At 45.8% G+C, this 25660-nt stretch carries 20 protein-coding genes; 13 read left to right on the forward strand and 7 right to left on the reverse strand.

Features of this window, described 5'->3' with window-relative positions:
• The first annotated feature begins 36 nt into the window (after positions 1-36).
• Entirely contained in the window at positions 37-1290 is a 1254-nt protein-coding gene (locus tag H6F52_RS18910) for an Hpt domain-containing protein (RefSeq protein WP_190536399.1), read from the forward strand.
• A 149-nt stretch (positions 1291-1439) separates the two neighbouring features.
• On the opposite strand, the gene H6F52_RS18915 is transcribed toward H6F52_RS18910, so the two are convergent.
• Positions 1440-2117: a VOC family protein gene (locus H6F52_RS18915; protein WP_190536400.1), complete on the reverse strand. Its 678-nt coding sequence runs from the start codon at positions 2115-2117 to the stop codon at positions 1440-1442.
• Positions 2118-2217: 100 nt separating this feature from the next.
• Positions 2218-2991: a class II aldolase/adducin family protein gene (locus H6F52_RS18920; RefSeq protein WP_190536401.1), complete on the reverse strand. Its 774-nt coding sequence runs from the start codon at positions 2989-2991 to the stop codon at positions 2218-2220.
• Between the two features lie 1150 nt (positions 2992-4141).
• On the opposite strand from H6F52_RS18920, the gene H6F52_RS18925 reads away from it, so the two are divergent.
• On the forward strand, positions 4142-6106 hold the full coding sequence (locus tag H6F52_RS18925) for a patatin-like phospholipase family protein (protein ID WP_190536402.1): 1965 nt from the start codon (positions 4142-4144) through the stop codon (positions 6104-6106).
• A gap of 254 nt (positions 6107-6360) precedes the next feature.
• Positions 6361-8166 (forward strand): ABC transporter ATP-binding protein, encoded by a 1806-nt coding sequence (locus H6F52_RS18930; protein ID WP_190536403.1) that lies wholly within the window; start codon positions 6361-6363, stop codon positions 8164-8166.
• 39 nt (positions 8167-8205) lie between these two features.
• Here the strand turns inward: H6F52_RS18930 and H6F52_RS18935 are convergent, their stop codons facing one another.
• A complete protein-coding gene (locus H6F52_RS18935) occupies positions 8206-8580 on the reverse strand; it encodes a cytochrome c (protein ID WP_190411147.1) in 375 nt (124 codons plus the stop codon).
• Between the two features lie 281 nt (positions 8581-8861).
• On the opposite strand from H6F52_RS18935, the gene petG reads away from it, so the two are divergent.
• Entirely contained in the window at positions 8862-8975 is a 114-nt protein-coding gene (petG, locus tag H6F52_RS18940; RefSeq protein WP_190411146.1) for a cytochrome b6-f complex subunit V, read from the forward strand.
• 87 nt (positions 8976-9062) lie between these two features.
• Here the strand turns inward: petG and rsmD are convergent, their stop codons facing one another.
• The 3 genes from rsmD to H6F52_RS26510 form a co-directional block, all read right to left on the reverse strand.
• Positions 9063-9611: a 16S rRNA (guanine(966)-N(2))-methyltransferase RsmD gene (gene rsmD / locus H6F52_RS18945; RefSeq protein WP_190536404.1), complete on the reverse strand. Its 549-nt coding sequence runs from the start codon at positions 9609-9611 to the stop codon at positions 9063-9065.
• Positions 9612-9649: 38 nt separating this feature from the next.
• Positions 9650-10285 carry an imidazole glycerol phosphate synthase subunit HisH gene (hisH, locus tag H6F52_RS18950; RefSeq protein WP_190536405.1) on the reverse strand — a complete coding sequence of 212 codons (636 nt, stop codon included), beginning with the start codon at positions 10283-10285 and terminating at the stop codon, positions 9650-9652.
• A gap of 84 nt (positions 10286-10369) precedes the next feature.
• Positions 10370-10906: a DUF4362 domain-containing protein gene (locus H6F52_RS26510; protein ID WP_190536406.1), complete on the reverse strand. Its 537-nt coding sequence runs from the start codon at positions 10904-10906 to the stop codon at positions 10370-10372.
• 136 nt (positions 10907-11042) lie between these two features.
• Here H6F52_RS26510 and H6F52_RS18960 point away from each other — a divergent pair, with 136 nt between their 5' ends.
• The 4 genes from H6F52_RS18960 to H6F52_RS18975 all read left to right on the forward strand — a co-directional run bounded on the left by H6F52_RS18960 (position 11043) and on the right by H6F52_RS18975 (position 15826).
• Entirely contained in the window at positions 11043-11555 is a 513-nt protein-coding gene (locus H6F52_RS18960; RefSeq protein WP_190536407.1) for a peptidase C15, read from the forward strand.
• A gap of 249 nt (positions 11556-11804) precedes the next feature.
• Positions 11805-13232, forward strand: a complete 1428-nt coding sequence (locus H6F52_RS18965; RefSeq protein ID WP_190536408.1) for a DUF3370 domain-containing protein — start codon at positions 11805-11807, stop codon at positions 13230-13232.
• 222 nt (positions 13233-13454) lie between these two features.
• Complete coding sequence (locus H6F52_RS18970; protein WP_190536409.1) at positions 13455-14249, forward strand: alpha/beta hydrolase; 795 nt, start codon at positions 13455-13457, stop codon at positions 14247-14249.
• 197 nt (positions 14250-14446) lie between these two features.
• Positions 14447-15826: a DUF3370 domain-containing protein gene (locus H6F52_RS18975; protein WP_190429083.1), complete on the forward strand. Its 1380-nt coding sequence runs from the start codon at positions 14447-14449 to the stop codon at positions 15824-15826.
• A gap of 19 nt (positions 15827-15845) precedes the next feature.
• Here the strand turns inward: H6F52_RS18975 and H6F52_RS18980 are convergent, their stop codons facing one another.
• Positions 15846-16388, reverse strand: coding sequence for a hypothetical protein (locus H6F52_RS18980; RefSeq protein ID WP_190429082.1), 543 nt, complete (start codon positions 16386-16388; stop codon positions 15846-15848).
• Positions 16389-16976: 588 nt separating this feature from the next.
• Between H6F52_RS18980 and H6F52_RS18985 the strand changes: the two genes are divergently transcribed.
• The 5 genes from H6F52_RS18985 (at position 16977) to H6F52_RS19005 (ending at position 25627) form a co-directional block, all read left to right on the forward strand.
• Positions 16977-22370 (forward strand): CHAT domain-containing protein, encoded by a 5394-nt coding sequence (locus H6F52_RS18985; protein ID WP_190536410.1) that lies wholly within the window; start codon positions 16977-16979, stop codon positions 22368-22370.
• Positions 22371-22596: 226 nt separating this feature from the next.
• Positions 22597-23040 carry an STAS domain-containing protein gene (locus H6F52_RS18990; protein ID WP_190426727.1) on the forward strand — a complete coding sequence of 148 codons (444 nt, stop codon included), beginning with the start codon at positions 22597-22599 and terminating at the stop codon, positions 23038-23040.
• Between the two features lie 186 nt (positions 23041-23226).
• On the forward strand, positions 23227-23709 hold the full coding sequence (gene sufU / locus H6F52_RS18995; protein WP_190426735.1) for a Fe-S cluster assembly sulfur transfer protein SufU: 483 nt from the start codon (positions 23227-23229) through the stop codon (positions 23707-23709).
• Between the two features lie 6 nt (positions 23710-23715).
• Entirely contained in the window at positions 23716-24237 is a 522-nt protein-coding gene (locus H6F52_RS19000) for a Ycf51 family protein (protein WP_190524608.1), read from the forward strand.
• Positions 24238-24442: 205 nt separating this feature from the next.
• Positions 24443-25627 (forward strand): iron-containing alcohol dehydrogenase family protein, encoded by a 1185-nt coding sequence (locus H6F52_RS19005; protein WP_190536411.1) that lies wholly within the window; start codon positions 24443-24445, stop codon positions 25625-25627.
• Positions 25628-25660: the final 33 nt, after the last annotated feature.

The following is a 25660-nucleotide window of genomic DNA, read 5'->3' on the forward strand; positions in this document are numbered from 1 at the left end:
AGAAAATACCCTACGCGAAAACAAGGAGAAAAGAGAATGATGTCGGGACAACATCAGCGAATTATTGGCTACTTTATTGAAGAGGCAATTGACCACCTCAATACACTTGAGCAAGGTCTCCTGGATCTACAAGGCACTATCGAAGACCCAGAAAAGATTAATCAGGTTTTTCGAGCTGCTCATTGTATCAAAGGTGGTGCAGCAATGCTGGGATTCCTCAGCATTCAGAAAACGGCTTACCGCCTAGAAAGATGTTTCCAGGTCTTCAATGCTTGTCCCGTTAGGATCGATCAAAAGCTAGAGTCACTCTTACAACGGGTTTTGGATACCCTAAAAGCTCTGATGCAGGAGCTTTCTTGGTCTTGTGGGTTGAATGATGAGCTGACTCACAAGATGATGTCGAAAGTTGAGCCAGTTTTTGAAGAACTTAATAATCACCTCAATCACTTGTTTATTGAAGGAACAAGAGAATATATCCAGACAATTGAGCAAGGATTGCTGTCCGAAACAAGCACGATTAAAGACGCAGAAGAAATCAACCAGCTTTTTTGTGCTGCTCATTCGATTAAAAGCGGAGCAGCGATGTTGGGACTCACAAGTATTCAAGAAACTGCTCACCATTTAGAAAAGGGATTCCAGGTTATAAAAGAGTATCCAATTCAGGTTGATCAAAAGCTAGATTCATTCTTGTTGCGGCTTTTGAAGACGCTACAGGCACTTTGGCAGCAGTTACAAAGAGCGCTTGGTCTAACTGAAGAAATAACAGGCAAAATTATGTCGGAGGTTGAGCCAGTTTTTCAGAAACTCGACAATCACTTGAGATTGCTGGTTATTCAAGCAGGATTTGTTCGCACCAATCTGACTCTCGTAGCCACGGCGGGAACGCAACGGATTGATATATGTGGCTATTTTACGGTTGAAGCTAAATGTACTCTTAAAGTTATTCGTCAAGCTGTCAGTAAAGTCGGAGGCAGAATCACGGGTTGCCAATGCATACCGGGTGCTATCAACGACCACTTTTTCGGGGAACCAGAGGGAATCAACGACCAGCTCTCGATAGGCGTGTGGCTACCAACCTTTTCCTGTCAGCAAGAGCTTCGAGACACGATTCCGTCTGAGGGTGGAGTCATTGAAACCGTTCATATAGAAGCGCTCCAGACCTGTCGAAGATGCCGTTTTTACTACGGACAGTGCGAAATTGTCTGTGCGGTTCATCCTTCTGGCCCCAAAGAAGAACCTTGTCGGGATTGGGAACAAGGGGATGATTGGATAGGGGAATTATGGGCTTAGGTCGCTGTTATCTTAATACTTAGGCATCAAGAAGCAAATGAGCGATCGCTTTTCTCTGATTTCATCCCCGAACAGATAGCGATCGCATCATCATCAATTCTAAAACGCCTCTGGATCAATCCCCGGCAACCAGCTACTTAAATCAACACTCATTTTGCATTAACCCCTGCCACTTCCGAGAGCCGAAGACCCCCTATATTTTGGCAGTAAAAAGTTGCGTGATTTTCAGGAATACGACCAATTAGCTCGATAATTTGTCCTGCTGAGTTTTGCCAAAACCATTGGCATAGAGAATCACCCTTAAGAGGCTCTCTAGACAATGGATGAAACCCTTTTTTCTCCCAAACTAAACCAGCACTCTGCACATCGTCTACGCGAATCGCAATATGGTGGACGCCAGTGTTTCCCCGCTCATGTAGGAATCGGTCAAGTTGATCGTCTGGTGCGTGGGGCGCAGCTAGAACCACCAACCCCCCCGACGGCATCAATATTGTCAACAAGTGCAACCATAAATCATTGGTAATTACATAAGTTTCAGGACAAAACTCGATAGGAAAGAGTCCTGGTCCTTCAACAATCTGACCGCCCAATTGACACAAAGCTTCAGCGTAATTTTTGAGACGTGTAAAATCAGGAAAAGTCAGGACAAAGTGATCCACTTGCACTCGTTCACCATACACATTGGTGACAAATGACCAGCGTTTGAAAAACTCAGGAGTGGTCAATTCTGCCTTGAACTCCAATAAGCCATCTTTTTGGGAAAAAGGTGAGTCTCGGTCGGAATTCAAAGTTTTATCGTTTCCTTTAGGTAGCTCTAATTTCGTCATTTATCTACCCTCATTTTTCTTTAAATACAATCGGTAGATGCTGGTTTGTAAATCCAGCCTTTTTTTTAGAAGCTTCCTCACTCCACACTTTTAAAAACACTTACTCCAGCAGATCTGGTTGTTGACGCACAATCATGTCGTAGAGTGGTTGAAAACTAAACCACCCCATGTGGTGCGACCCCACTTGGCGAGACGTCAGACGAGCCATATCGGAGTCAATCAGGACAGGTTTACCCGCTGCCTCTGCCATCAGCTGTGCCTGACAGGAGCGATCCATTGTGATAAACCACCAAGCAGCTTCATCGACTGAGTGACCTACTGTGAGCAGCCCGTGGTTGCGGAGGATGAGAGCTTTTTTGCCGCCTAAAGTGTCAGCAATCCGCTTGCCCTCCTCTAGTTTGAGAACGACGCCCGTGTAGTCATCAAACAGCCCGTGGTCTTCGTAGAAGCTACAGGCATCTTGCGTGAGAGGATCAAGGAGGCGACCCAGACTTGACCAGCTTTTGCCGTAGGTTGAATGGGAATGTGCGGCTGCTACAACGTCGGGACGGGCGGCGTGGATGCGGGAGTGGATGGCAAAGGCTGCTTGATTGACAGGCTTATTCCCCTCAACGACCTCACCTTGCTCATTGACTAGAAGCAGGTCGCTGACGCGGATGAGACTGAAGTGCATCCCGAAGGGATTGACCCAAAAGCGATCGCGGTGTTCGGGATCGCGGGCGGTGATGTGTCCGGCGATGCCTTCACTAAAGCCGAAGCGAGCAAACAGGCGAAATGCAGCGGCTAGGCGTTGTTTGCGGTGGAGGCGTTCATCTTCGACAGAAGCAAAGGTCGGCGGCTGGGGAATATTGATAGGAATGTCTAATGTCTGCATAGATTTAGCCTGTATAAATCGGTTGTTGCAAAGATGTTTAATTCGTGAGTGTATTGTATTCTGCCAGGAATTCACTAGAAGAGCGTTAGCGATCGCTACCGATGAGCGGCGATTGAACGCAGGAGTTTTTCCGGCGGATACAAGGCTTTCTCTAAAGCTGTTGCCCGAATTTTGAGTTCTAGAATTTATTTTTCCTTGGTGAGGAAGCCATTGCAATCTGAGCAATCGCTATAAAGTATTTATTTCTTTAGCTTTATTCCTAGCTAAACTGAAACTAATTGGAGAGAGGTTCTTGAATGCAGGAAGAATTTTATTGGTAATTCTTCTTTTATTTTAAACGTCTTTCTTTTAAAGTGCCATCATGGACTAATTCATAAATTTATATTTCGTCATAAGAAATAGAGCAAAAAAAATAATCTTTCTTAATTATTCATAAAGTAGCGATTGCTCATCTAACTCCTTTAATTGTTCGGCTCAAGAGAGCGATCGCGCTTCAGCCAACTAACTTTATTATTCATAGGATGGGTGGAGCAGAAGCAAAACCCATCAAACCTTTGCCAAGATTGGAGTCACTGATACTGCCAGCATTTATACTACCAAATGGTTATGCAAATGTGACAATGACTTCAGCCATTGGTATATTGATATTTCGTTCCCCACCAAAAGGTGTAACACGATAGAGGATGTATTTGTAATACTTTAACGAACAGCATCCAGAACTCAACGCAGCTTCCAAAATTACACAGTTGATTAAAGCATCCTAACTTAGTTCTGGAAGTAGCCTCAGCAGCAAGTTACAAGCAGGAGAGGAGACGCTTGTGATTCTTTCCCGAAAAGTTTTAATTATTCTCTGCTCATATAAAATAGTGAGGTTGTCGAAGAAACGAACGGCTACTTAGAGCAGCATCCCCCTATTTATAGGAATGGCTGTCGCCAGAGAAGCAAGACGCTAGCTCAAAATGCCAGCTTAGCAATATCACTCTGTTTGCTCAATGCTATGTACAACCAGAACCCAGCTTTTATCTCTTATGTTGCCAAGCAAAACAATTTTCTAGAATTCCAAGCAATACTCTTATGCCAAGAAACTCATAACAGAACTTCGCTGAATTAAACTAAACTTCAAGTTATTTTCACCGCCAAGTATATTGTCATGAAAACCGAAACCAAATCTGCACAAACTCCCAAACTGATTACACTCAACTGCTCTGGTGGCATTTCATTGGGTGCTTATATGGCAGGAGTTTTTTATGAATTGACGAAAGAATCCGTCAAGGCTGAACCGAAAGTGATTATTGATATTATTACTGGATCTTCAGCAGGGGCAATGTCTGGTGTCATCGCCGCCTACTGCTTACTTCAAGGAAAGGTAGATCCACCTTTTAAATTCGATCAACGACTCAAATTTTCAGAAGAAGAGCATAAAAGCCCTTTGTATCAAGCCTGGGTTCAACAAGCCGATATTCAAAAAATCGATAGCTTTTCGGTAATGCTGTCTAGTTTTAAAGATGGATTTCAAGGGACGATAGAAAGTTTTGCCGATAGCTTTGAAGCAACCCTAGAGAAATATAAAAAGAGTTCTAATCCGCTTAGAAAAGGATTTTATAAGCTTTTTCATCGTTCTAAATCTTATAAATCTACTCCCGAAGCAAAACGCGAAAAAACCAATCTCAGCGTTCTTTCTGGTGAAGCAATTGAAAAAATTGCCGAACTTGTTATCAAGCCTCCCCAGATTACAGAAAATACGAAACCTCTGGCGCTTTTAATGACGCTTACCAACTTGCAAGGAATTCTTGAACAAATCAATCTCACCGACGCACAAGGACATTTGGAACAAGAAATTGAAACGATTACCAGTTCAGAGACTCGTCAATTTCTTTTTCATTCAGGAATTCCTCAAGAAACAATGAATAAGATGTGGGCCAAGGCAGTAATGGGGGGGCGCGCTTCCGGCGCTTTTCCGGTTGCTTTTCCACCCATTTGGGATCATTCTGATATTAGTAGTATCAATCTTAAAGACCTCAGTGATGACTACTTTAAAACACCCAAAAGACAAGAACTGAAGGAAGAAGGGCTAGGCGCTGTACGTGAAAGCAAGGCAGATGATACACATTTAGTATTTCTGTATACGGATGGAGGCATCCTAGATGGTCTACCTATTTTAAAAGGAATTGAACTAGAAAATGATTTGCGCTCCAATCAAATACACAAAAAGGAGCGTTCAAGTCAGTTTCAGCAGGAATTTACGGCACAACAGCCATCAATTAATACAGAACGATTGCACGTATATATCCGTCCAGTTCCCGTAGAAAATTTGAATAGTGCAAAACGCCTAACCCAAGGGGAATTTTCGACACTAGAAGTTGGATTGAGTGGCTTAACGCTGCCAAAATCAGAACATGACTCGCTCCGCTTAAGAGAAATTCAAAAACGAAATCAATTAGCCTTAGCAAAGGAAAAATTGATAGAAGCAATTGAAGATAAAAATTTTGGAGATATCAGCCAGATTGAGAAAATTATCGAAGAAGCAATCCCTTATCGGCACATAAAGCTGCGTCCAATTACTCCAGCAATTATCGGCGAAATTGCTAATTCTAGAAGTAATGGAATGAGCAGGCTGCAACCCATCTACGATAATCTACCCGAAAATATTAAAGCTTCTCTGCAAGAAGGAAGCGCCGCAGAACTACTCGCATCAGATTTCCTGGGTGCATTTGGTGGTTTTTTTGACAAACGTTATCGAGATCATGATTTTCTATTGGGGCGAATTTGTGGAATTACTTGGTTACACCAATACTGCAATGTAGACATTACAGAAGCAGAAGTAGATACGATAGTAAGACAAATCAAGAAATATCTGCTAGCACAAGATCCGCAACCTGCGGATCTGAAACTTAGTCAAAAAATTAGGATTGCTAGAATAGTTTTACGCGCTTTGAGAATTGTATTAACTGAATCAAAAATTATTGGATTGATTTGGTTATTCGTTTTTGGAATCCTGAAAGTATTAGCGATTTCAGGGTTAGCAATTCTTGAAATTTTGGCAACTGTATTGATTGTGGTTTCTGACTTGATGGAAAAGGCACAAAACAGGATGTTTGGCAACGAAAAAGTATAAAAAAATGTGTCTGAATGCTGACATTGTTGGTGCTGACATCGAGCGATCGCAACTTCGTCTACCTCGTCGATACACACAAGCTGAAATGAAACCCTCCCCGCTAGCAGACAGAAAGCGGGATTGCCCTTATTTTCCTTGCGGACGGGGGAAGCGATCGCTTCCTATCCCTAAAATACACCCAAGAATAATCGCTCAGAAACAACCGAAAACTGGTAGCGTCAGACAAAGGAGAGATTATTACAGGACGTTAAGGTTTGAAAACGCGCTCTAGTTACTGGCATCTACTGCCATACATCCGCCCTCAGTGGAAAACCATCGCGCAAGCTTTCGCTTGCACGTTAGGGGTTACAGTATTCTGGCCCGTCCAGGCGGCACTTGCAGGCAAAATCGCCAATTTCATTGGACAAGGCGATATGGCAGCACTTGCCCAGTTAGCAGGAGTGCTGGCAGTCGTTTTTCTCGTGCAGAAAATCCTGATGTATGGACAGGATTCGCTGATGGCGAAAGCCGCCCTTTTCGTTGCCTTTAACTTACGCAAGCAAGTTTATACTCACCTACATCGTCTCAACTTTGGCTACTTTGAAACTGCACAAACCGGCGATTTAACTTACCGTCTCACCGAGGATATTGACCGAGTTGGGGAAGTCGTCAATAAAGTTTTCCATGACTTTATTCCCTGCGTGTTGCAGCTAATCGTTGTACTGGGCTACATGATTTATCTCAACTGGCAGCTGACGCTGGCAACGTTTATCGTCGCACCGCTGATGGGCGTTTTAATTGGCTGGTTTGGCGAACAGATGCTAAAGTTTTCTCGCCGCAGCCAAAATCGCGTCTCTAATTTATCGGCGTTGCTGACAGAGGTGTTTAGCGGAATTCGTCTAGTACAAGCTTTCGCCGCCCAAGATTATGAAATTGCCCGTTTTGCCCAGGAAGCTGAAGAAAACCGGAAAGCGAAGTATGCAACTGAACGGCTAAAGGCGATTCAGAATCCTGTGGTTGGATTTTTGTACGCGATGAGCGTTTTACTGCTGTTTTTCCTCGGTGGCTGGCAAATTTCGATTAATAATCTGACTGGGGCAGAATTTGTTAGCTATATCGCAGCAGTGGCGTTACTGATTGACCCGATTGCCCATCTCACCAGCAATTACAACGAATTTAAACAGGGTCAGGCATCGGTCGATCGGATTTTTGAACTGATGGCGATTCAGCCAACCGTAGTGGAGAAGCCGGGTGCCGTTGACCTTCCGGCAGTCACGGGTAAGGTGGAATACTGTAACGTTACCTTTGCCTATCCTGCACTAAATTCCCCAAGTCCTACCTTCTCAGAGGATGACTTAGATAGGGTGCAACCTCTTTCTAAGTTGGGGCAAGGAGGAACTCCGGTGCTGCAAAATTTGAATTTGCTGGCACACTCCGGAGAGATGATTGCCTTGGTGGGTGCGTCGGGTGCGGGTAAAACGACTTTGGTGAATCTTCTTCCCCGCTTTTATGACACCCAAGCAGGTGAAATTTTGATTGACGGGATTAATATTCAGGATGTGACGCTGCGAAGTCTGCGGCGGCAAATTGGGATTGTGCCGCAGGAAACGATTCTATTTTCTGGGACGATTGCTCAAAATATTGCTTTTGGACAAGCGCAGTTTGACCTCAAGGACGTGCAGGTGGCGGCAGAGATTGCCAACGCCCACCAGTTCATTACCCAATTTACCCAGGGTTATCATACCTGGGTGGGGGAGAGAGGGGTAAATTTATCGGGGGGGCAGAAGCAGAGAATTGCGATCGCGCGTGCTGTTTTGCTGAATCCTCGAATCCTCATCCTCGATGAAGCAACCTCTGCCCTGGATTCGGAATCAGAAGCCTTGGTGCAGGAAGCCCTAGAACGGATCATGAAAGACCGGACTGTTTTCATCATCGCCCACCGCCTTGCCACAGTGCGCCGCGCTGATCGAATTCTGGTTGTGGAACAGGGGCAGATTATGGAATCGGGAACCCATGAAGAATTGCTGCAAAAGGGCGATCGCTATGCCCGATTTTACGCACAACAGTTCAGTCAGGTCTAGGCTGATGATGAATGAGCGATTATCCATGCCCACTCCCATCTACAATTCCTCTAAATAACGCAGTAAGTCTGCCATTTCTTGGGTACTGGGCTGAAACTGGGGCATGGGTGGTGTATCCCCACTGATGACTTGGTGAATGATTCTTACGCGAGACTTGCGCTTAGAGATGGCTTCCAGACTTGGCCCCACTCGACCGTGTGCTTCCAATCCATGACATCCCGCACAGTTCATTTGAAAAATCGCGTGTCCCTTCACGGAGTCGCCCGTTAGGGTCAAAACTGTCTTGACATAAGGATCGGAGACGCGAAACAGGTTAACCCCAACAAGTGCTAAGAGGATGACCAGGAAAGCAGCCAATGCCATCAAGCTGAGGCGCTGCATCAGGATTTCAGGTTTAGGTAGCTGGTTATCCAAAGGTTTTTGAAAGTGAGATGTAAGGGCAGTTTTTGATCGGGGCGCAAGCGATCGCTATGCAATGAACGAGTATAGCGATATGTGTGGTTGTGTATCGATAAAGATTTCGATTCATATACATAGCTTAAATTTTCTAGAGAGTCGAGGCAAGCATAGTTTTCTCCAGCCTGCTACTGGAATCGGAGATGCCTTGAAATTGTGTCGCTACAGGCTCACCCGTTCTTCCGCTCTAGCTTGTAGGATGAGAAACAGGCAAGAAACGTTAACAAAGGAGTACTGACGTGGTAGAACCCCTGCTTTCTGGTATCGTGCTTGGTTTGATTTTAGTCACCCTCGCGGGACTATTCTTCGCTGCCTATATGCAGAAAAAGCGCGACAACAAACTAGGAGTATAAAAGTGCTGTAGGGGCGCGGTTCTCCCGCCCTCCTGAGTCAGCTGAGAAAGGTGGGCACGGCCCACCTTTTTAAATGGTTGTAAACTTTCAGATGCTGGCTGGGCAATAGAAGGTAAGGGCAGTGTTGCCGTAAACCTTTTGGCGACAGATTTCCAGTGCGGGAACGGGTTCCACCGTCCAGTTGTTAGGACTGTGTTCCACTGCGAATTCACCGCCTTCAGCCAGTAGTTGATGCTGCGCGATCGCTTCCAGCACCGGCTGATATAATTCACTCGCATAGGGTGGGTCAAAATATATCCGGTCGAACTGCTGACCGCCAAGGGTTTTCAATCGTTGAACGACATCCCCCCGCAACACCTGAAATTTTTGGTCTTCTTGAGCGACTTGCTGCCAGTTTTCCTGGATAATGGCGCAGGCGCGACTCCACTGTTCAATTCCGATGACGTAACTGGCACCCCGACACAATGCCTCAGCGCCCATCGAACCACTACCAGCACACAAATCCAGCCAGCGACAACCACTGATGCTGCCCTGCCAAATGTTAAATACTGCTTCCCGCACTCGCCCTAGTGTGGGTCGGGTTTCTTGACCTGGTAAAGTTTTGAGTAAGCGATTGCCGTAGATTCTGAGGCTCATAATTAGGTCAGACGTGCCGCTACGCTAAGGCAACTTTACTATGCGGCAACTTCGGTTCGTACCTGGGCGACAAAGTTGGATAATATTTGCAGTCCGCTGGTAGAAGATTTTTCCGGGTGGAACTGCACAGCCATCAAGTTATCACGCGCGATCGCAGCCGTCACCGTTTGACTTCCGTGAGCGATAGTGGCGGCGCGGATTTGAGGATCGACGGGATCGACGTAGTAAGAATGGACAAAATAAACCCAAGGCTGAGACGGTAACTGCCGCCAGATTGGGGCATCCGGTTGAGCGATTTCTATTTGATTCCAACCCATGTGGGGAATCGTCAACCCAGGTTCCGGGCGAAATCGTCGCACCACACCGGGGATAATGCCTAGACCGGGTTCTTTGCCTTCTTCGCTGGAATCGAACAGAATTTGCAATCCCAGACAGATCCCTAAGAAAGGTTTGCCGGAGGCAATCGCTTCTTTGATGGGTTCTACTAGGTGGCGCGATCGCAAGTGTTGCACTGCCGGATCGAAAGATCCCACACCAGGCAGGACTACAGCATCCGCCCGTGCAATGTCTGCCGGTGAATCCGTAATTTTAGGGGTTGCACCCGCTTTTTCCAATCCTTTACAGGCAGAGTGCAGATTTCCCATGTCGTAGTCGATGACTGCAATGACTGACATTAATATGCGCCTTTGCTGACTTTTGTTGTTTGTGTTAGGTGTCTAGTTCCCTTCTTTTAACTTTACATTCTTTTGTTAAAAATTTCAAAAATATCTCTTTTCACCGTTCGGCAATTCATACTGAATGAATATTTCTTTACCTTCAGGCAGTTGTAATTCCGAAATTTTGAAAGTTTTTGATTTTCTGTCATCTTCCTCAAAGTATCCCCGATTAATTTGAATGGGATTATATACTTCTACATCCCTTGTCCCAAATCTATCTTCGGAAGAATCTAAAACTATCTTTATTTTATCATTTTCAACGATTATGTATTCTGTGACAGGATCTCCCTCTTGGGTGATACAGATTTTTTTTGCCCCAAGATTACCTTTTTTTAACTTGAATACCCAGCTCAGCAAAGACTTGGTTGAATTGTTTTTATCAAAATTAGTTAATTCTTCTCTAGATGGGCACTCGATTGCTTTCAGCAATTTGTCTTTCTTCAGCCGCTCAAGTAAAGCCTTTTCTTCTTTTGTAATCTTTTCTTGATTCAGATTGACAGTCTGTGTCTGGGCAGCCTTTTCTAAATTACAGCCTGATGCCAGAAGCACCACTCCTAAAACAGGAAGTAATCGTCGCACTTTCTACCTCAGCCTCATTTCAACATTTGTTACATTTGCGTCTATTAGAGGAAAGACGCATCTATCTAAACATTTGTTGCTGTCAGGCAGGTAAGTGGTTAGATTAAGCTAATCTACGCATCCCACAAAGCTACTTATGAATCGAAAAATTCTGCTAACGTCTTTTACTACGTGGCTTCCCCATCAAAACTCTAATGCTTCCGACGATCTTTTACTGGAAGTTGGCAACCTAGACTCTTTATCGCTATCATTGAGTTTTTTAAGACAGCTACCCGTTGATGTTGCTCAAGCAAGCGATCGCGTCTTTGCCAAAATTAACGAATTACAGCCGGATGCCATTATCTGCTGCGGTATGGCAGAGTCTCGCACTCAATTGAGCGTAGAATCCTGTGCGGCTTGTGGAACCACACTGCTAAAAACATCGGTAAATCTAGAAAAACTATTAACAGGCTTAGTCGCAACTGAAATCAGCCATGATGCCGGTAAATTTGTCTGCGAAGGGCTGTATTACTCAGTATTAGACTACTTGCAAGAACGCCAAATTAACAGCCGCTGTATTTTCATTCACGTCCCAATCCTAACTCCGGAAAACTCTTCGGGAATCATGGCAGATTTTTTATGTATTCTGAAGAAACTGGCACTTTCTTAAAGTCCTTGATGTCTTAGCACCCATCCGGAAAATCTTTGGTTGGCATCCTCAGCGAACGTACAAGGACGACTCAGTAAAGTTGTGGCTTCACGGACGAAGTCCGCCTACACTGACTAACAGTAAATTTAGCTTGCGGAGGCAGGCTTTGTTTGTGTCGTGCCATTTAGTCTGAGGGCACACTTTTCAAAAAGTCTAGTCAGATGATTTTTCCGGATAAGGTCGTTATCGTTTTTAAATATTAATCTTCCCATGTTGCCATTCTTGCCCCTTTTACCGCTTGCTCAAACACCACCGCCGCCACCCAAACCAGCCCCTCAAGAGATTGTGCGACCCCAGCCAGTTATGCCTTTACCCGGACAACTGGATAAAGTGCCAATGTTTAACAGTAACAGCCCAGAATGGGTGAAAAGTGAAGGGATTTTACTTTCTACTTTTCCCCCAAATGGTAAAAAGGTGCCAGCGGCTCATCTTAATTTCCCTTTCCAGGGAAGATTTGATTTATTTGCCCACCACTTTAGCCACACTCCCAAAGATTTGCAGACGCTTTATCTGGGCGTAATCTTGCATAATCCGGGTACAAAACCCGTCAAAGTGGAAGTGTTGCAAGCGGCAAGTCAGCTAATGCAGAATGCGCCCTATATCAAACTGCCGACTTATGTCGAAAATCCCAACGGAGACGTATATTCCGGTCATGGCGATCGCGCAGTCAACGATGTCATGCGAGGCAAGCGACAAGCTGATTTTCCCGCCCAGCTAGTGATACCACCGGGACAAAGCCGTTTGTTGATGAATCATCCGATTCCGGTTCGGGATCTAGAAAAGCCCATCAATGGTCGGTCTACACTAATGCGGTTGCAGAGTAATGGCAAGGTTTATGCAGCCAGTTTAGCGATGTATGCCAAGAAAAATGCAGATGGCAGCGAACGGAAACCAACCCAAGCAGAATGGCAGACTTTACTCGATACAGGCACTTTAGCCGGACCCAGAGATAAAGCCCCCTCTCCTCCAGGGCAAACCAGCGGGCAATTTATTTACAGTCGCGTGGCAGGAGTCTCTGAAGGTTCTGCCTGGAAAGGGCAACTGGTGGATAAACCCAATGCCCAAAATCTCACCATCCCCCAACCCGGTAACGCTATCTCCTATCCCATCAGTTCCCTCAAGTTAGGCACCCTCGGTACAAGTCAAGTGCAAACTGCAAAGATGCTGGTGCGCTATCCGGATACCGCTTACGAAGCACATGGGAACTACGGAGTTGAATACAACCTCAGCGTGCCCTTCATCAACTCCACCAAACAACCTCAAACTGTCACCCTGACGTTAGAAACGCCTTTAAAGGAAGACAAGCTAGCAAAAGGAGGATTGCGTTTCCAGCAACCCCCGCATTTTCCAATTTTCCGAGGTACGGTACGGTTGCGCTACAACGATGACCAAGGAAAACCCCTGACGCGCTATGTGCATTTGTGGCACCAAACGGGTCAGGTAATAGAACCACTGCTAACGCTAAAAATGCCACCGGCAAGTCGCCGCCAGGTGCAAGTCGATTTGATATACCCACCAGATGCGACGCCGCCGCAAGTCCTGACTGTGCGAACTTTAGAAAATACCTCAGCGAATGTAAGTGACAAGTCATTAGTGGAATTGATGCGTGTCCTGTATGGAATTCGGTTTGTACTTTAGTTAAAAAATTTCCTGATGTATTGGCTGCGGGGTTTGCCTCGCTTCCCTATTTCCAGGTGTAGGGATTCCAGGCGTAGGGACACGGCATTGCCGTGCCCTTACTTTAGACAGACGAGACAACTAGGTAAACATTGTTAACTTATGTAACAGCCTCTAATTTAGGCACTTTTGACAAATGCCTAAATTAGTGATTACTGTCTCAAAAAATTGAAGGTCAATTCAGTGAAAAGCAAATTCATCGAAAAGCAAGTTAATTTGGATAACTGTTGTATTTCCTACTATGAAGGAGGAATTGCCTCAAATTTAGATCCGATACTTTTTATACACGGATGGGGAGTATTAGTTGAACCTTATCAAGAAAGCTTAAATATTTTATCTGAGCGTTATCAGGTAATTGCGCCTGTCTTACCAGGTTTAGGGAACTCAACCGCACCTGAAAAAATTCAAAATTCTAATGACTATGCAAAGATTATCGGTAATTTTGTAAAAAAGTTAAATTTAAAGAAAGTTCATGTAGTTGGACATTCACTAGGAGGCGCAATTGCCATAGCATTGGCAGCTTTGATGCCGTCGATTGTCCGCAGCCTCATCGTCGTAGACAGTACAGGGATTCCTCTGGGTTCTATACCGGAAGTTGTATTGAAAAGGGCAATTGAAATGCCTGCACAATCTTGGCAAATGAAGCTTCAGCCTGTTAGTGCTATTTTTAAAAACTTGTTTTATAACAGCTTATTTAACCTGGAAAACACAATAAAGATGGGATTCATCGCGTTACAAGAAGATATCAGACCAATTTTACCAAATGTTGAATCCCCTTGTTTAATTTTGTGGGGAGAAAACGATGTTCTAACTCCGGTAAAATTTGCCCAAGAGTTATCACAAGGAATCAAAGGCTCTAAATTAAAAGTGGTAGAGGAAGGATACCACGAATGGAACCTGTTTTTTCCAGATAAATTTACAACGATTGCTTTTGAATTTCTTGCAGAAATTGAGGAAATGTTATTGACAAGGGCATAATTTTCTCTGGGCTTTCGCATACCCTTCGGGAAGGCTTACGCCTACGGGCGACGATTTCTGGTTCCAATCGCTGATTTAGCGACTGCGAAAGCCCCTCCTTCCTGCGTGAATTGCCTCAGTTAGAAGAATAGGGGTGCGATCGCATCCGACAGCGGAGAAAATGGTGAGTGCTAACCGTGAGACTCCGAAATCGCTTCATGCTGACTTTTTTGCCGCTTTTTCTTCTCGCGCAAACAAATCCGCTCCCGACACCTGCACCCCCTGCACCACCACTTGAGGTCGTGCAACCGCAGGAAGTCCGCGCTTTACCGGGCAAACTGGATGATGTGCCAGTTTTTAATAGCAACAGCCCGGAATTAGTCCAGACAGAGGGAATTTTACTTTCAACCTTTCCCCCCAGCAAAAAAAGCACCTCGGCAGCTCATTTAAATTTTCCCTTCCAAGGGCGTTTTGATGTGTTTGCCCATCATATTGCTAAGCCGCCGACGCCGGAAGACTTACGGACTCTCTACTTGGGAATCATCGTGCATAATCCCGGTAAGCAACCCGTCACGGTGGATATCTTGCAAGCTGCCAGTTATCTCAGTCAACCAGATGCGCCATTTATGCCAATGGCGTCCTACATTGAGAATCCCTTGGGTACAGTGTATGCTGGCCCTGGCGATCGCGTCAGTCATGATATTTTGCGAGAACAGCGTCAAGCTGATTTTCCCCCTCAGTTGACAATTCCGCCGGGGGAAAGCCGGATGTTGATGAATCATCCGATTCCTGTAAAGACGCTAACGCCGCCACTGAATGGTCGCTCAACATTAATGCGGTTGCGGAGCAATGCCAAAGTCTATATGGCGAGTTTAGCGATGTATGCGCGTCAAAATCCCAATAAGAGCGAACGTACACCGACGCTGGAAGAATGGCAGACACTTCTGAATTCTGGTAATTTAGCACAGCCGCGCGATCGCGTTCCGACCTCTCCTGAAGCCAATAAGGGGCAATTGATCTACGGTCGTGTTGCTGGTGTCGCACAAGGTTCCCAGTGGAAAGCCAGGTTGGTAGAAAGACCAGGTGCAGTGAACCTGAGCATTCCCCAACCAGGAAAAGCGTTTTCCTATAGCCTCAGCACCGTTCCTCGCGGCACTCTCGGCACCGAACGAGTGCAAAGTGCCCCCATGTTGGTGCGCTACCCAGATACCGCTTATATGGCTCACGGCAACTATGGAGTGCAATACAGCCTCACCTTGCCGTTGATGAACGATACAAACGACAGACAGACTGTAACCTTGGCAATACAGACACCGATCAAACAGGATCGCTTGCAAGGAGGACTGCGCTTTCTAGAACCACCGCCTCAGCAAGTTTTTTTCCGGGGCACCGTCCAGATCCAATATACGGACGACCGAGGCTTACCGCAAATTCGTTACGTGCATTTAGTTCAACGGCGCGGTCAGCAAGGCGAACCTTTGATAACCTTAAAGATGCTACCGGGCGATCGCCGACTGGTAAAAGTCGATTTTATTTATCCCCCAGACGCCACGCCGCCCCAAGTTTTAACGGTTAGAACCTTGGAAAAGACTTCTTAAAACCTTGTAATTAAGCCTTTTATCTGCGGGATAATCCCTGACCGCGATTGACATAGGTCTGGACGTTCCGCAGAGCTTGGCTAGCATAATAATCGCCCGGACGCTGCTTCAATGCCCTTTGGAAATTAATCAGCGCGGTGTGATAATCGCCTTTCTTGGAAGCCTCGTAGCCAACTCTCATGTATTTGTCATAGTTTGTTGCTGCTGGGGCACTTGCTGGCGGGGGATCTTGCCCTTTTAAATAGTCTGTAATATTCCAATAAGCGAGTGTGGCATAACGGTCAGTTGGGCGTTCGGCAAGTGCTGACCGGAAGTAAGACAAAGCGGCAGGATAATCCTTTCTTTGCGTTGCTGCATACCCCAATCTCATGTACTGGTCATAAGCATATTCCGCACCATAAGTCGGGGTTCCATCGGGAGCCTTCGTCGGTGTGGGAACCACAGTCTGTGTGGGTTGAGGAACGGCAACGGTCGTTGTCTGAGCTTGGGTTCGTTGGGCGGGGACAACGAAAGCGATCGCTAGGAAAGCCGGTAATATTTTTATCCAATTTGTTAGTTTCATATTGTTTCTCTTTTTTGTTTTTCCCCTCTTTTCTACAGAGGTATATATTCATAGAATGCCACCTATTTTTTCTAGCTACCTCTGCCACAAGTCAGGGAAAAACTCGAACTAGGGACACTCCTCTCGATAGAAATTTTGCATTTGTTCGCTGCATTTATAAGCAATCCACGCAAACTTTATTTAAGTCCCGTTCGCTCAAACATAGAGTTAACGGTTAGCGCAAACCACTCTATAGCAATCCATTTAAGTCATGAGATTCTACCAGTTCATATTCCCAGGCTTCTTTGTGATGTCGGGAATCTCAGCTTTACAAATTCTTGAAGACGATTATATTTACAATCAACGAGTAATTCTTCGGAATCAAACTAACTTTTTTATAAAGATTTGATGAAGATTAAGTAAAGATACGTAAAAGAAGAGTCATTTTAAAAAAGCAGTGTTTATAATGTTGGTGAAATTGCTAAAAAAGTAAAAAATAAATAGCTGCAAGCAAAAATAAGTTAACGCTTGACTAAAAGTTAAGCGTTATTCTTGCAGCCAAAAAAATTTTAAGTTTTGCAAAATTAGATAATCCTGAGCGAGAATCCTATGAATGTGGTGAGAAGCATCGGTCGGTTGCTGGTAGTTTTTCCTTTGGTAGGAGCGATTAATACCCAAGCAGCACACGGGCAATCCATTGTCCCAGCGAGTGACGGCACTGGCAGCAATGTTGTCCTTGAGGGCGATCGCTTCGACATTAGCGGCGGACAGCAATCTGGAGCGAATCTTTTCCACAGCTTTGAGAAATTCGGACTGAACTCAAGCCAGATTGCCAACTTTCTCTCCCAACCAGGAATTGAAAACATCCTGGGGCGCGTTGTTGGTGGAGACGCCTCCATTATTAATGGACTGATTCAGGTAACAGGCGGGAATTCTAACCTCTTCTTGATGAATCCCGCAGGCATTATCTTCGGCGCAGGAGCCAGCCTCAACGTGCCTGCTTCCTTTACAGCGACAACAGCAACCGGAATTGGGATCGGCTCAAATTGGTTCAATGCAGCAGGTTCTAACAACTACGCCGCACTGACAGGAAACCCCAACGCTTTTGCTTTCGCCACCAGTCAGCCAGGAGCGATTATCAACGCTGGCAACCTCAGCTTACAGCCGGGACAAAACTTCTTAACTTTGTTGGGCGGTACCGTTATCAATACCGGGCAGCTCTCGGCACCAGGGGGTAACATTACCGTAGCTGCCATCCCTGGCGAAAGTGTCGTCCGCATCACTCAGCAAGGACTGCTGCTAGGTTTGGATATTCAACCCTTGGCAACGGCAGACACTCAACCTGAAAACTGGACATTGCCGATTCCCACATTACCCCAATTGCTGACTGGCGGAAGTGGAAGCAATGCTACCGGGTTGACAGTTAAAAACGGACAGGTAGTATTAACTGGCTCAGGCATCCAGATAAATGATGAAACGGGCACTACTATTGTCTCCGGTACTCTTGATGCCTCAAATAAAGCACCAGGCGCAGCTGGAGGCACTGTGGAAGTGCTGGGTAACAAAGTTGCCTTAGTTGAGCAGGCTCAAATTGATGTCTCTGGAGATAGCAAGGGAGGCACTGCCTTAATTGGCGGCAACTATCAAGGTAAGGGTGAAGTACCGAATGCTACTCAGACGTATGTCGGTAAGGACGCAACGATTAAAGCTGATGCCATCAACAATGGCAATGGCGGTAGAGCCATCGTTTGGGCAGATGAAAAAACCAGTTTTTCTGGGAGTATCAGCGCCCGTGGTGGCAAGAATTTCGGTAACGGTGGATTTGTCGAGGTGTCAGGGAAGAACAGCCTTACTTTTGAGGGCACGGTTGATCTGAGTGCCGCTCAAGGTAGTTTTGGCGCTTTAGAAATCGACCCAAAAAATATCAAGATTGTCAATGGTGCTGGAGACAATGACGGTGAATTAAATGACGGAAAAATCTTCAAGGATGATGGAAATCCTGACGCAACATTTACGATTTCTGTAGACAAACTGGAATCTATCTCTAAGACCGTAGCGAATATTCTTTTAGAGGCGACGAATGACATTACTATCGAAGACTTAAGCGATAACAGTCTGGATCTTGCTACTACTTCCGGCTCAACAGTCACCTTCAAGGCGAATGCTGATGGTATCGATGGTGGTTCCTTTTTTATGAATTCAGGAGATACTATTCAGACTCAAGGAGGAAATTTAAAGATTGAAGCCGTAAACATTACAACCGGAGCAATTAATACTTCATCTTTAAAAAAAAATGGTGGTTCTGTAACTTTTCTTGCGTCAGGAAACATTAAAGTTGCCGGAAACATCAATACATACGGCGATTCTGTAAGTTTGTCTGCTATAGGAAACATCACATCAGAAGACATTTCTACTGGTGATAGCGACACTTATGTTCCTACCGGACATGGTGACAGTGCTGTAGTTTTGTCTTCAACGGCAGGCAATATTGTGGTCGAGAGCATTGATGCGGGGGCTGGTGGTATTGACATTACAGCTTTTGGTATTTTCCAAGCTAAGAATTCTTTTAATCCTTCTCCATCGGGTTTAGAGATAAAAATCAAACCTGAAAACGATCCAGAATTACTGGGGTTTCTTCAAAGCAAAAATATTGAATTTGATTCAAAAAAAGAAATTACAGTAGTTACAAAAGATATTTCATCTAGTTTGCATGCTAGACCGAGTAGCAACAAAACTAATGAAGAAATTAATGCCCCGATTAGTATTCGGTATGGAGGTGCAACCACAACAATTGTATCAAAACAGTTTGATATTTATACTCCCGGAAGTTCAACACCTAGTGGCAAAGGTAGCATTTTAATCCAAGGTGGAAACGGAATTTTTATTGTTGGGGCTGAAATCAAGAAAGGCGACGAAGCCTTTAAACCAGTTGAACCAGACCTTCCTTATGATAAAACTTTTGATGCTAATTTTGATTTCAAAGAAGACTTTGCATTGCTTAAAAACGAAATTTACACGCCGCTTGATTTTGGTTCAAATAAGTTTCCCAATAATGTTAGCGGTACGGTGGGAGCTATCACCGTAGGAGCTGGAAGTAACAGTTCCTTTTATGGGTCTATTCAAAATATCCCTTTTCCTCCAAGCGTCCAAAACCCCAACCCTACTACAAATCCTAACCCTAACCCTAACCCTAACCCTAACCCTAACCCTAACCCTAATCCGAATACGGACACTGGTATTAAACCGAATACGGGGAGTGGCAACAACACAAATATTGGTACTAATATCGTTGCCAACACAAATACTGGCACCAACACTAATACGAATACTAGCAATGGCACCAGCACGAATAGTAACAGCGATACTACTACTGATGGATCTGACAATCTCACAACAGATATACAACTCATTGCGCTGAGAAATGACGCTTCTAACTCGCGCTTATCGGATTCGAGCGATCGCGTCCTTGTCTTCGATAACAGCCTCAAAAGCAGCTCAGATGCACGTCATGCGAACCGGGTGACGCGGAACAGCGACGGAACGCTGAAATTGTCAACGGCGGAAACATCTGCTGTGTGCGCTGCACAACTGCAAGATCCGCGATCGCGCAACCTGCAACTACGAAATCTGCAACTACGAGATCCGCGTTGCTTGCAAGAAAAACCCACCGCATCAGTTGCATCAGCGCAAGATAGCGGTAAAGTCGCAGCAGATCGACTATTACAGCAAGGTTTTGAGCAGTATCAGCCGAATCGGGTTGCACCTGCTGTCCAGTCTTGGCAACAGGCATTAAAAATCTACCAGGAACTCAAAGACGTTCCGGGGGAAGTTGCTGCCAGAGGTGTTCTGGGTGCGGCTTCTCTGGTTCAAGAAAACTATCGGGATGCGATCGCGCTCTTAGAGCCATTCTTGACAATGGAACCGGGAAATGGCAATTCCACTAAGAAAGCGCAAGCCCTTTCAAATCTGGGAATTGCTTACAAAGCGGTAGGCAACTATGCAAGCGCGATCGCATCTCATCAGCAAGCTTTGACGATTATGCAGGAAACCAAAGACCGTCAGGGAGAGGGTCAGGTTTCAGTCAATTTAGGCAATACTTACGAAGCTTTGGGTGAATATGACAAAGCAATTCAGTCTTATCAACAAAGTTTAACGATTGCGCGAGAAATTAAAGATCCCTCAGCGGAAGGGAGAGCATTAGGAAATCTGGGAGCTATTTACGCTAATTTGGGCAAGTCTCAGCAAGCCCTTCAGTCTTACGAACAGAGTTTAGCGATCGCGCGACAAATTAGCGATAAGGAAGGACAAGGAAGCACCCTAGCCAATCTCGGATCTGCTTATCATGTTCAGGGCGAATTTACCAAGGCTCTCGATTATTATCAGCAGAGTTTAGCGATCGCCAAAGAAATTAGCAATCGCGAGTTACAGCATAAGGCACTCGGAAATTTAGGAATTGCTTACGAGGATTTAGGCGACTATCCTAAAGCGATTGAACATCACCAAAAGAGTTTAGAAATTGCGCGATCGCTGGGTGACAAACGAGGAGAGGGGGCGGCTCTCAATAACCTGGGACATACGCTATTTGCTTCCGGCAAACTCCCAGAAGCCGAGAAAAAACTCCGTGATGCCGTTGAGGTTATGGAATCTCTGCGACCAGGATTAAATGATATCCAAAATGTCTCAGTTTTCGATACGCAAGTTCTGACTTACAACTTATTGCAACAAATTCTGATTGCCCAGAACAAAGCAGAATTGGCTCTGGAAATTTCCGAACGGGGACGTGCCCGTGCCTTTGTAGAGTTACTGCAACAACGATTATCCCCTGAAGCTTCGGCTCGATCCCAAACTAATTTAAATCCTCCGACCATCGCACAAATTAAAAAAATTGCCAAAGAACAAAATGCCACGCTAGTTGAATATTCAATTGTCCCTGAAGAAGAATTCAAAGTTCAAGGTAAACTCAGAGGTCAGGCATCAGAACTCTTTATTTGGGTCGTTCAGCCTACAGGTAAAGTAGCGTTTCGCCGAGTTGACTTGAAACCGCTGCGACAGCAAAATAATTCCTTTGAAGAATTGCTAGCGAATAGTCGCATTGTATACGGTCCCAATATTCACAAAGGAGAAACTGCTAGAGCGCAACTTCATCAAGTGTTGATTGAGCCAATTGCTGATTTTCTGCCGAAAGACGCAAATTCCCACGTAATATTTATCCCGCAAGGTGGGCTATTTTTGTTGCCTTTCCCGGCGCTAAAAGCTCCGAATGGCAAATACTTAATCGAGCAACACACAATCCTAACGGCTCCAGCCATTGAGGTGCTAGACCTCACTCAGCAACAACAGCAACGTGTAGAAGGGTTGCATAGAACATCTCTAGATAGTAAAAACGTCCTAGTGGTGGGAAATCCGACGATGCCCAAGATGCCTACTACTAAAGCTGGACAAACGCCTCAGCCACTAGCACCGTTACCGGGTGCCGAACGGGAAGCGCTGACGATTGCTAAACTCTTGAACACTCAAGCGATTGTGGGTGACAAAGCAACCAAAGTTGAGATTGTGCAACAGATGCCCCAGGCGCGGGTAATTCATCTAGCGACGCACGGCTTACTGGATGATATTCAAGAATTAGGCATTCCTGGCGCGATCGCTCTGGCTCCATCCAAGAACGATAATGGATTCCTCACTGCTGGAGAAATTTTTGACCTGAAGCTAAATGCTGAACTTGTAGTGTTGAGTGCTTGTCACACGGGACGCGGCAAAATCACCGGCGATGGCGTCATCGGTTTGTCGCGATCGCTCATTTCATCGGGAGTACCCAGCGCGATCGTATCCCTGTGGGCGGTTCCTGACGAGCCGACGACCCTTCTCATGACAGAGTTTTACCGAACTGTGCAAAAAAACCCGAATAAAGCCCAGGCATTGCGCTTCGCAATGCTAGCGACGATGAAACAACATCCAGAGCCACTCAACTGGGCAGCTTTTACCCTCATTGGGGAAGCACAGTAATCAGTCGCCTTTTTACTTGCGTTAGGGATGCGCTCTCTTCGCAGGGATTTAGGGAGATATCTGCGTAAGCCCTGACAATATTACCGACTGACCGATCGTAAGGGCAAGGCGAAACTTTGCATTACCTTTACGTAACTTGTGCTGTCTTCATCAACTTCATACGAAAAATTACTGAGCTGAGGACTAATCTTTGTAAAGAACCAATCAGTCTACCTCAGCCACAACTATGGGTGTACCTAGACTTCTAAAGTTTTGGCGCTCGACCGTACTGTTTCCTGAATTTATTTTTTCCCCAGTAATTAAGCGGCGGAACTCTTGCCGTGAAATTACTCAAGCCCAAGGAAACAGAAAAGCCAGTCACCGGATTGTCATTCAGCCTCAAGGGGTTTTAAATCGCTGTAATGGTGCTTTCTTACAGCAATGGATTGTGAACAACGTCGTACTGGATGCCCCAGCTCTATGCGTGCTTGATATGACCCATATCAATGGGGTGGATAGTTCGGGGCTATTTTCTTTAATAGCAGGACTCAAAGCCGCCCGCAAACAGCAGTGCCATATTGTAATTTGCAACTTGCAATCTCCAGTCAAAACACTTTTTGAAGTGGCTCAGCTTGAGGAAATGTTTGATATTGAGGAAAGTTATGAAGCTGCCCTTGAAAAACTGGCTTGACAACTTCATCAAGAGCGCCAGCAGCCGAACGATTGCAGGCTATAAGGGCACTCTAGCCTGAGCTGCGCGGCTAGAAATTTTATCTAAATTCAGCGTTAGGAAGTCAATGCTCGGCTTTCAGCCCTCCGGAAATCAAGCGACACTGATAGGATCGAGATGGATGAATATCGTCTTATCAATCTCGCCATGACTTTGGGCAATCTACGCGACCTTTATCAACAGGTCATTTTAGAACACTACAAGAAGCCACGGCACAAGGGTCAAACCAATCCCGTGCATCGGTCTCAGAGAGGGCACAATCCTTCTTGTGGCGATACCATTGAGCTGACATTGCAGATGAATGCAGCAGGCGACGTCATAGAAGATGTGAAATTTGAAGGAGAAGGCTGCGCGATCGCAATGGCTTCTGCTGACTTGATGGCGGATGCTTTGCGGGGAAAGAAAGTAGATGTAGCCTTGGAAATGGTAGAACGCTTCCAAAACATGATGAAAGGGGAAGCCGAGTTCCCCAAAGAACAACGCAAGCTGAACGTGATGCAAGGCGTTTCTCAGTTTCCAGTTCGGATCAAATGTGCTAACCTCACCTGGCATACTTTAAAAGCTGCCTTAGAATCACCCAATGGCAATCAGCCAAATGGGTTCGTCAGTAATGAAAAGGAAGACGCTTAAGTTGCCATGTTAACGACTACTTTTTTTCTAGAACTAGCCAAATGGTCGGCGGTTCTTACCATCGCCAGTGCAGTTGTAACCGTGCTGGGGTTTATTTTCCAATGGGGTATTCGGTTTAGGCTGGTGGGTAGCACTGGATTTATGGGTGTGCTAACAGCCGGTTTATTTTCTTTGAGTTTGGTACCGCTTACCCATACAGCAGTTCCAGGTTCGGTTCGCTATAAGTTGGTTTATGACACCGGCGGGGCGCAAACGGTGATTTCTGTACCGCCGACGATTTCCAACGCCCAATTAGATGCAACGATGCGTCAAGCTGCTAGCGATTTGTACTCTTATGGTCGTTTAGGTCGGGCAAAAGACAATTTACTGACCATTCGGGTACGTACCGTTATTCATCCCTCCCCTGGCGCTTCTAAACCGCTTTACTTGGGTGAGGTGAAGCGATCGCTAGCCATCCGGGATGATGAACAGCTTAACATCCAAGTCTTCCCAGAAAACCTGGCACAATTGCCAAAGTCTACCGCGTAATTACGGATCTTTCTCTATTTTCTCTAGATTGGGTCTTTCAGAGTCAAAGCGAGGCGGAGCCTAGAAACGAGTGCCTAGAAACGAGTATTAAATAGGCTGCTGCCTCCCTCAATTACTAAAGTAAAGTTATTAGAAAAATTTGTTATAAATTCTTTCATAAGCAGTATTGAGCAATTCCCTTCTTTAAACTAAAATGGTTGATTCTATGCCCAATCAATCCTTACCAGAGTTGTCTACTCAAACCGCTCCTTCGTTATTTTCGCTGATGGTGGCTCCCGGTCGGGTGCTGCGCGGTCAGAGGGCGCTGGAACAAGCGGGAGACGCGATCGCGACTTTTGGGCGGCGTCCCTTGGTTGTCGGGGGCGATCGCACGCTGTCCGTCACGCTACCCCGATTGCAGCTTGCCCTGAAACAGCAAAAGACAGACATTGCCCAGGCATCTTACAGTCCAGATTGCAGTACGCGATCGCTCGAATCTCTGCGGAAAGCTGTCACCGACCATCAAGCCGACGTAATTATTGGCATCGGCGGTGGCAAAGCATTAGATACCGCAAAACTACTGGCTCATCAATGCCAGCTGCCAGTCGTCACAATTCCCACCTCAGGGGCGACCTGCGCTGCTTGGACAGCCCTTTCCAACGTCTATTCCGACGAAGGGGCATTTCTCTATGATGTCAGTCTCGATCGGTGCCCGGATTTGCTAGTGCTGGATTACGAGTTAATTCAGACTGCACCGCAACGCACCTTAATTGCCGGGATTGGCGACGCCTTGGCGAAGTGGTACGAAGCTTCTGTCAGCAGCGGTCACTCCGACCAAACTTTGATGATTGCCGCCGTGCAACAAGCGCGAGTGCTGCGGGATATTCTCTTCCAAAAAGCCGCAGCAGCGCTGAAAGAACCGGGCAGTGAAGTTTGGCGAGAAGTCGTAGATGCCTCAGTTTTACTTGCCGGTGTCATCGGTGGTTTAGGGGGTGCCCAGTGTCGTACCGTCGCCGCCCACGCCGTCCACAATGGGTTGACCCATATCCCTGCTGCCCACGGTGCCATACATGGTGAGAAAGTGGCCTATGGCATTCTCGTCCAGTTACGGTTAGAAGAAATGCTGCAAAGCAACCAACTCGCAGCAACCGCAAGGCAACAGTTATTGAAGTTTTACGCCGAAATTGGACTGCCTCAAACTTTGGATGATTTGGGTTTGGGAAATATTACACTGGGAGAATTTCGACAAGCCGCTGAAATTGCCTGTGCCCCTAACTCGGATATCCACCGGCTACCCTTCCGAGTGGTGCCCGAACAGCTGATGGCAGCAATGATATCCACAACTGCACCCGTTGAGGTAGGACGTCCAAATCTGGGGCTGACCTCAGCGACGAATCATAACGATGTTTGAATTTCAAAAATTGCAGGTTTAAACGCATTGAAG

Source organism: Coleofasciculus sp. FACHB-542 (assembly GCF_014695825.1).
Lineage (GTDB): Bacteria > Cyanobacteriota > Cyanobacteriia > Cyanobacteriales > FACHB-T130 > FACHB-T130.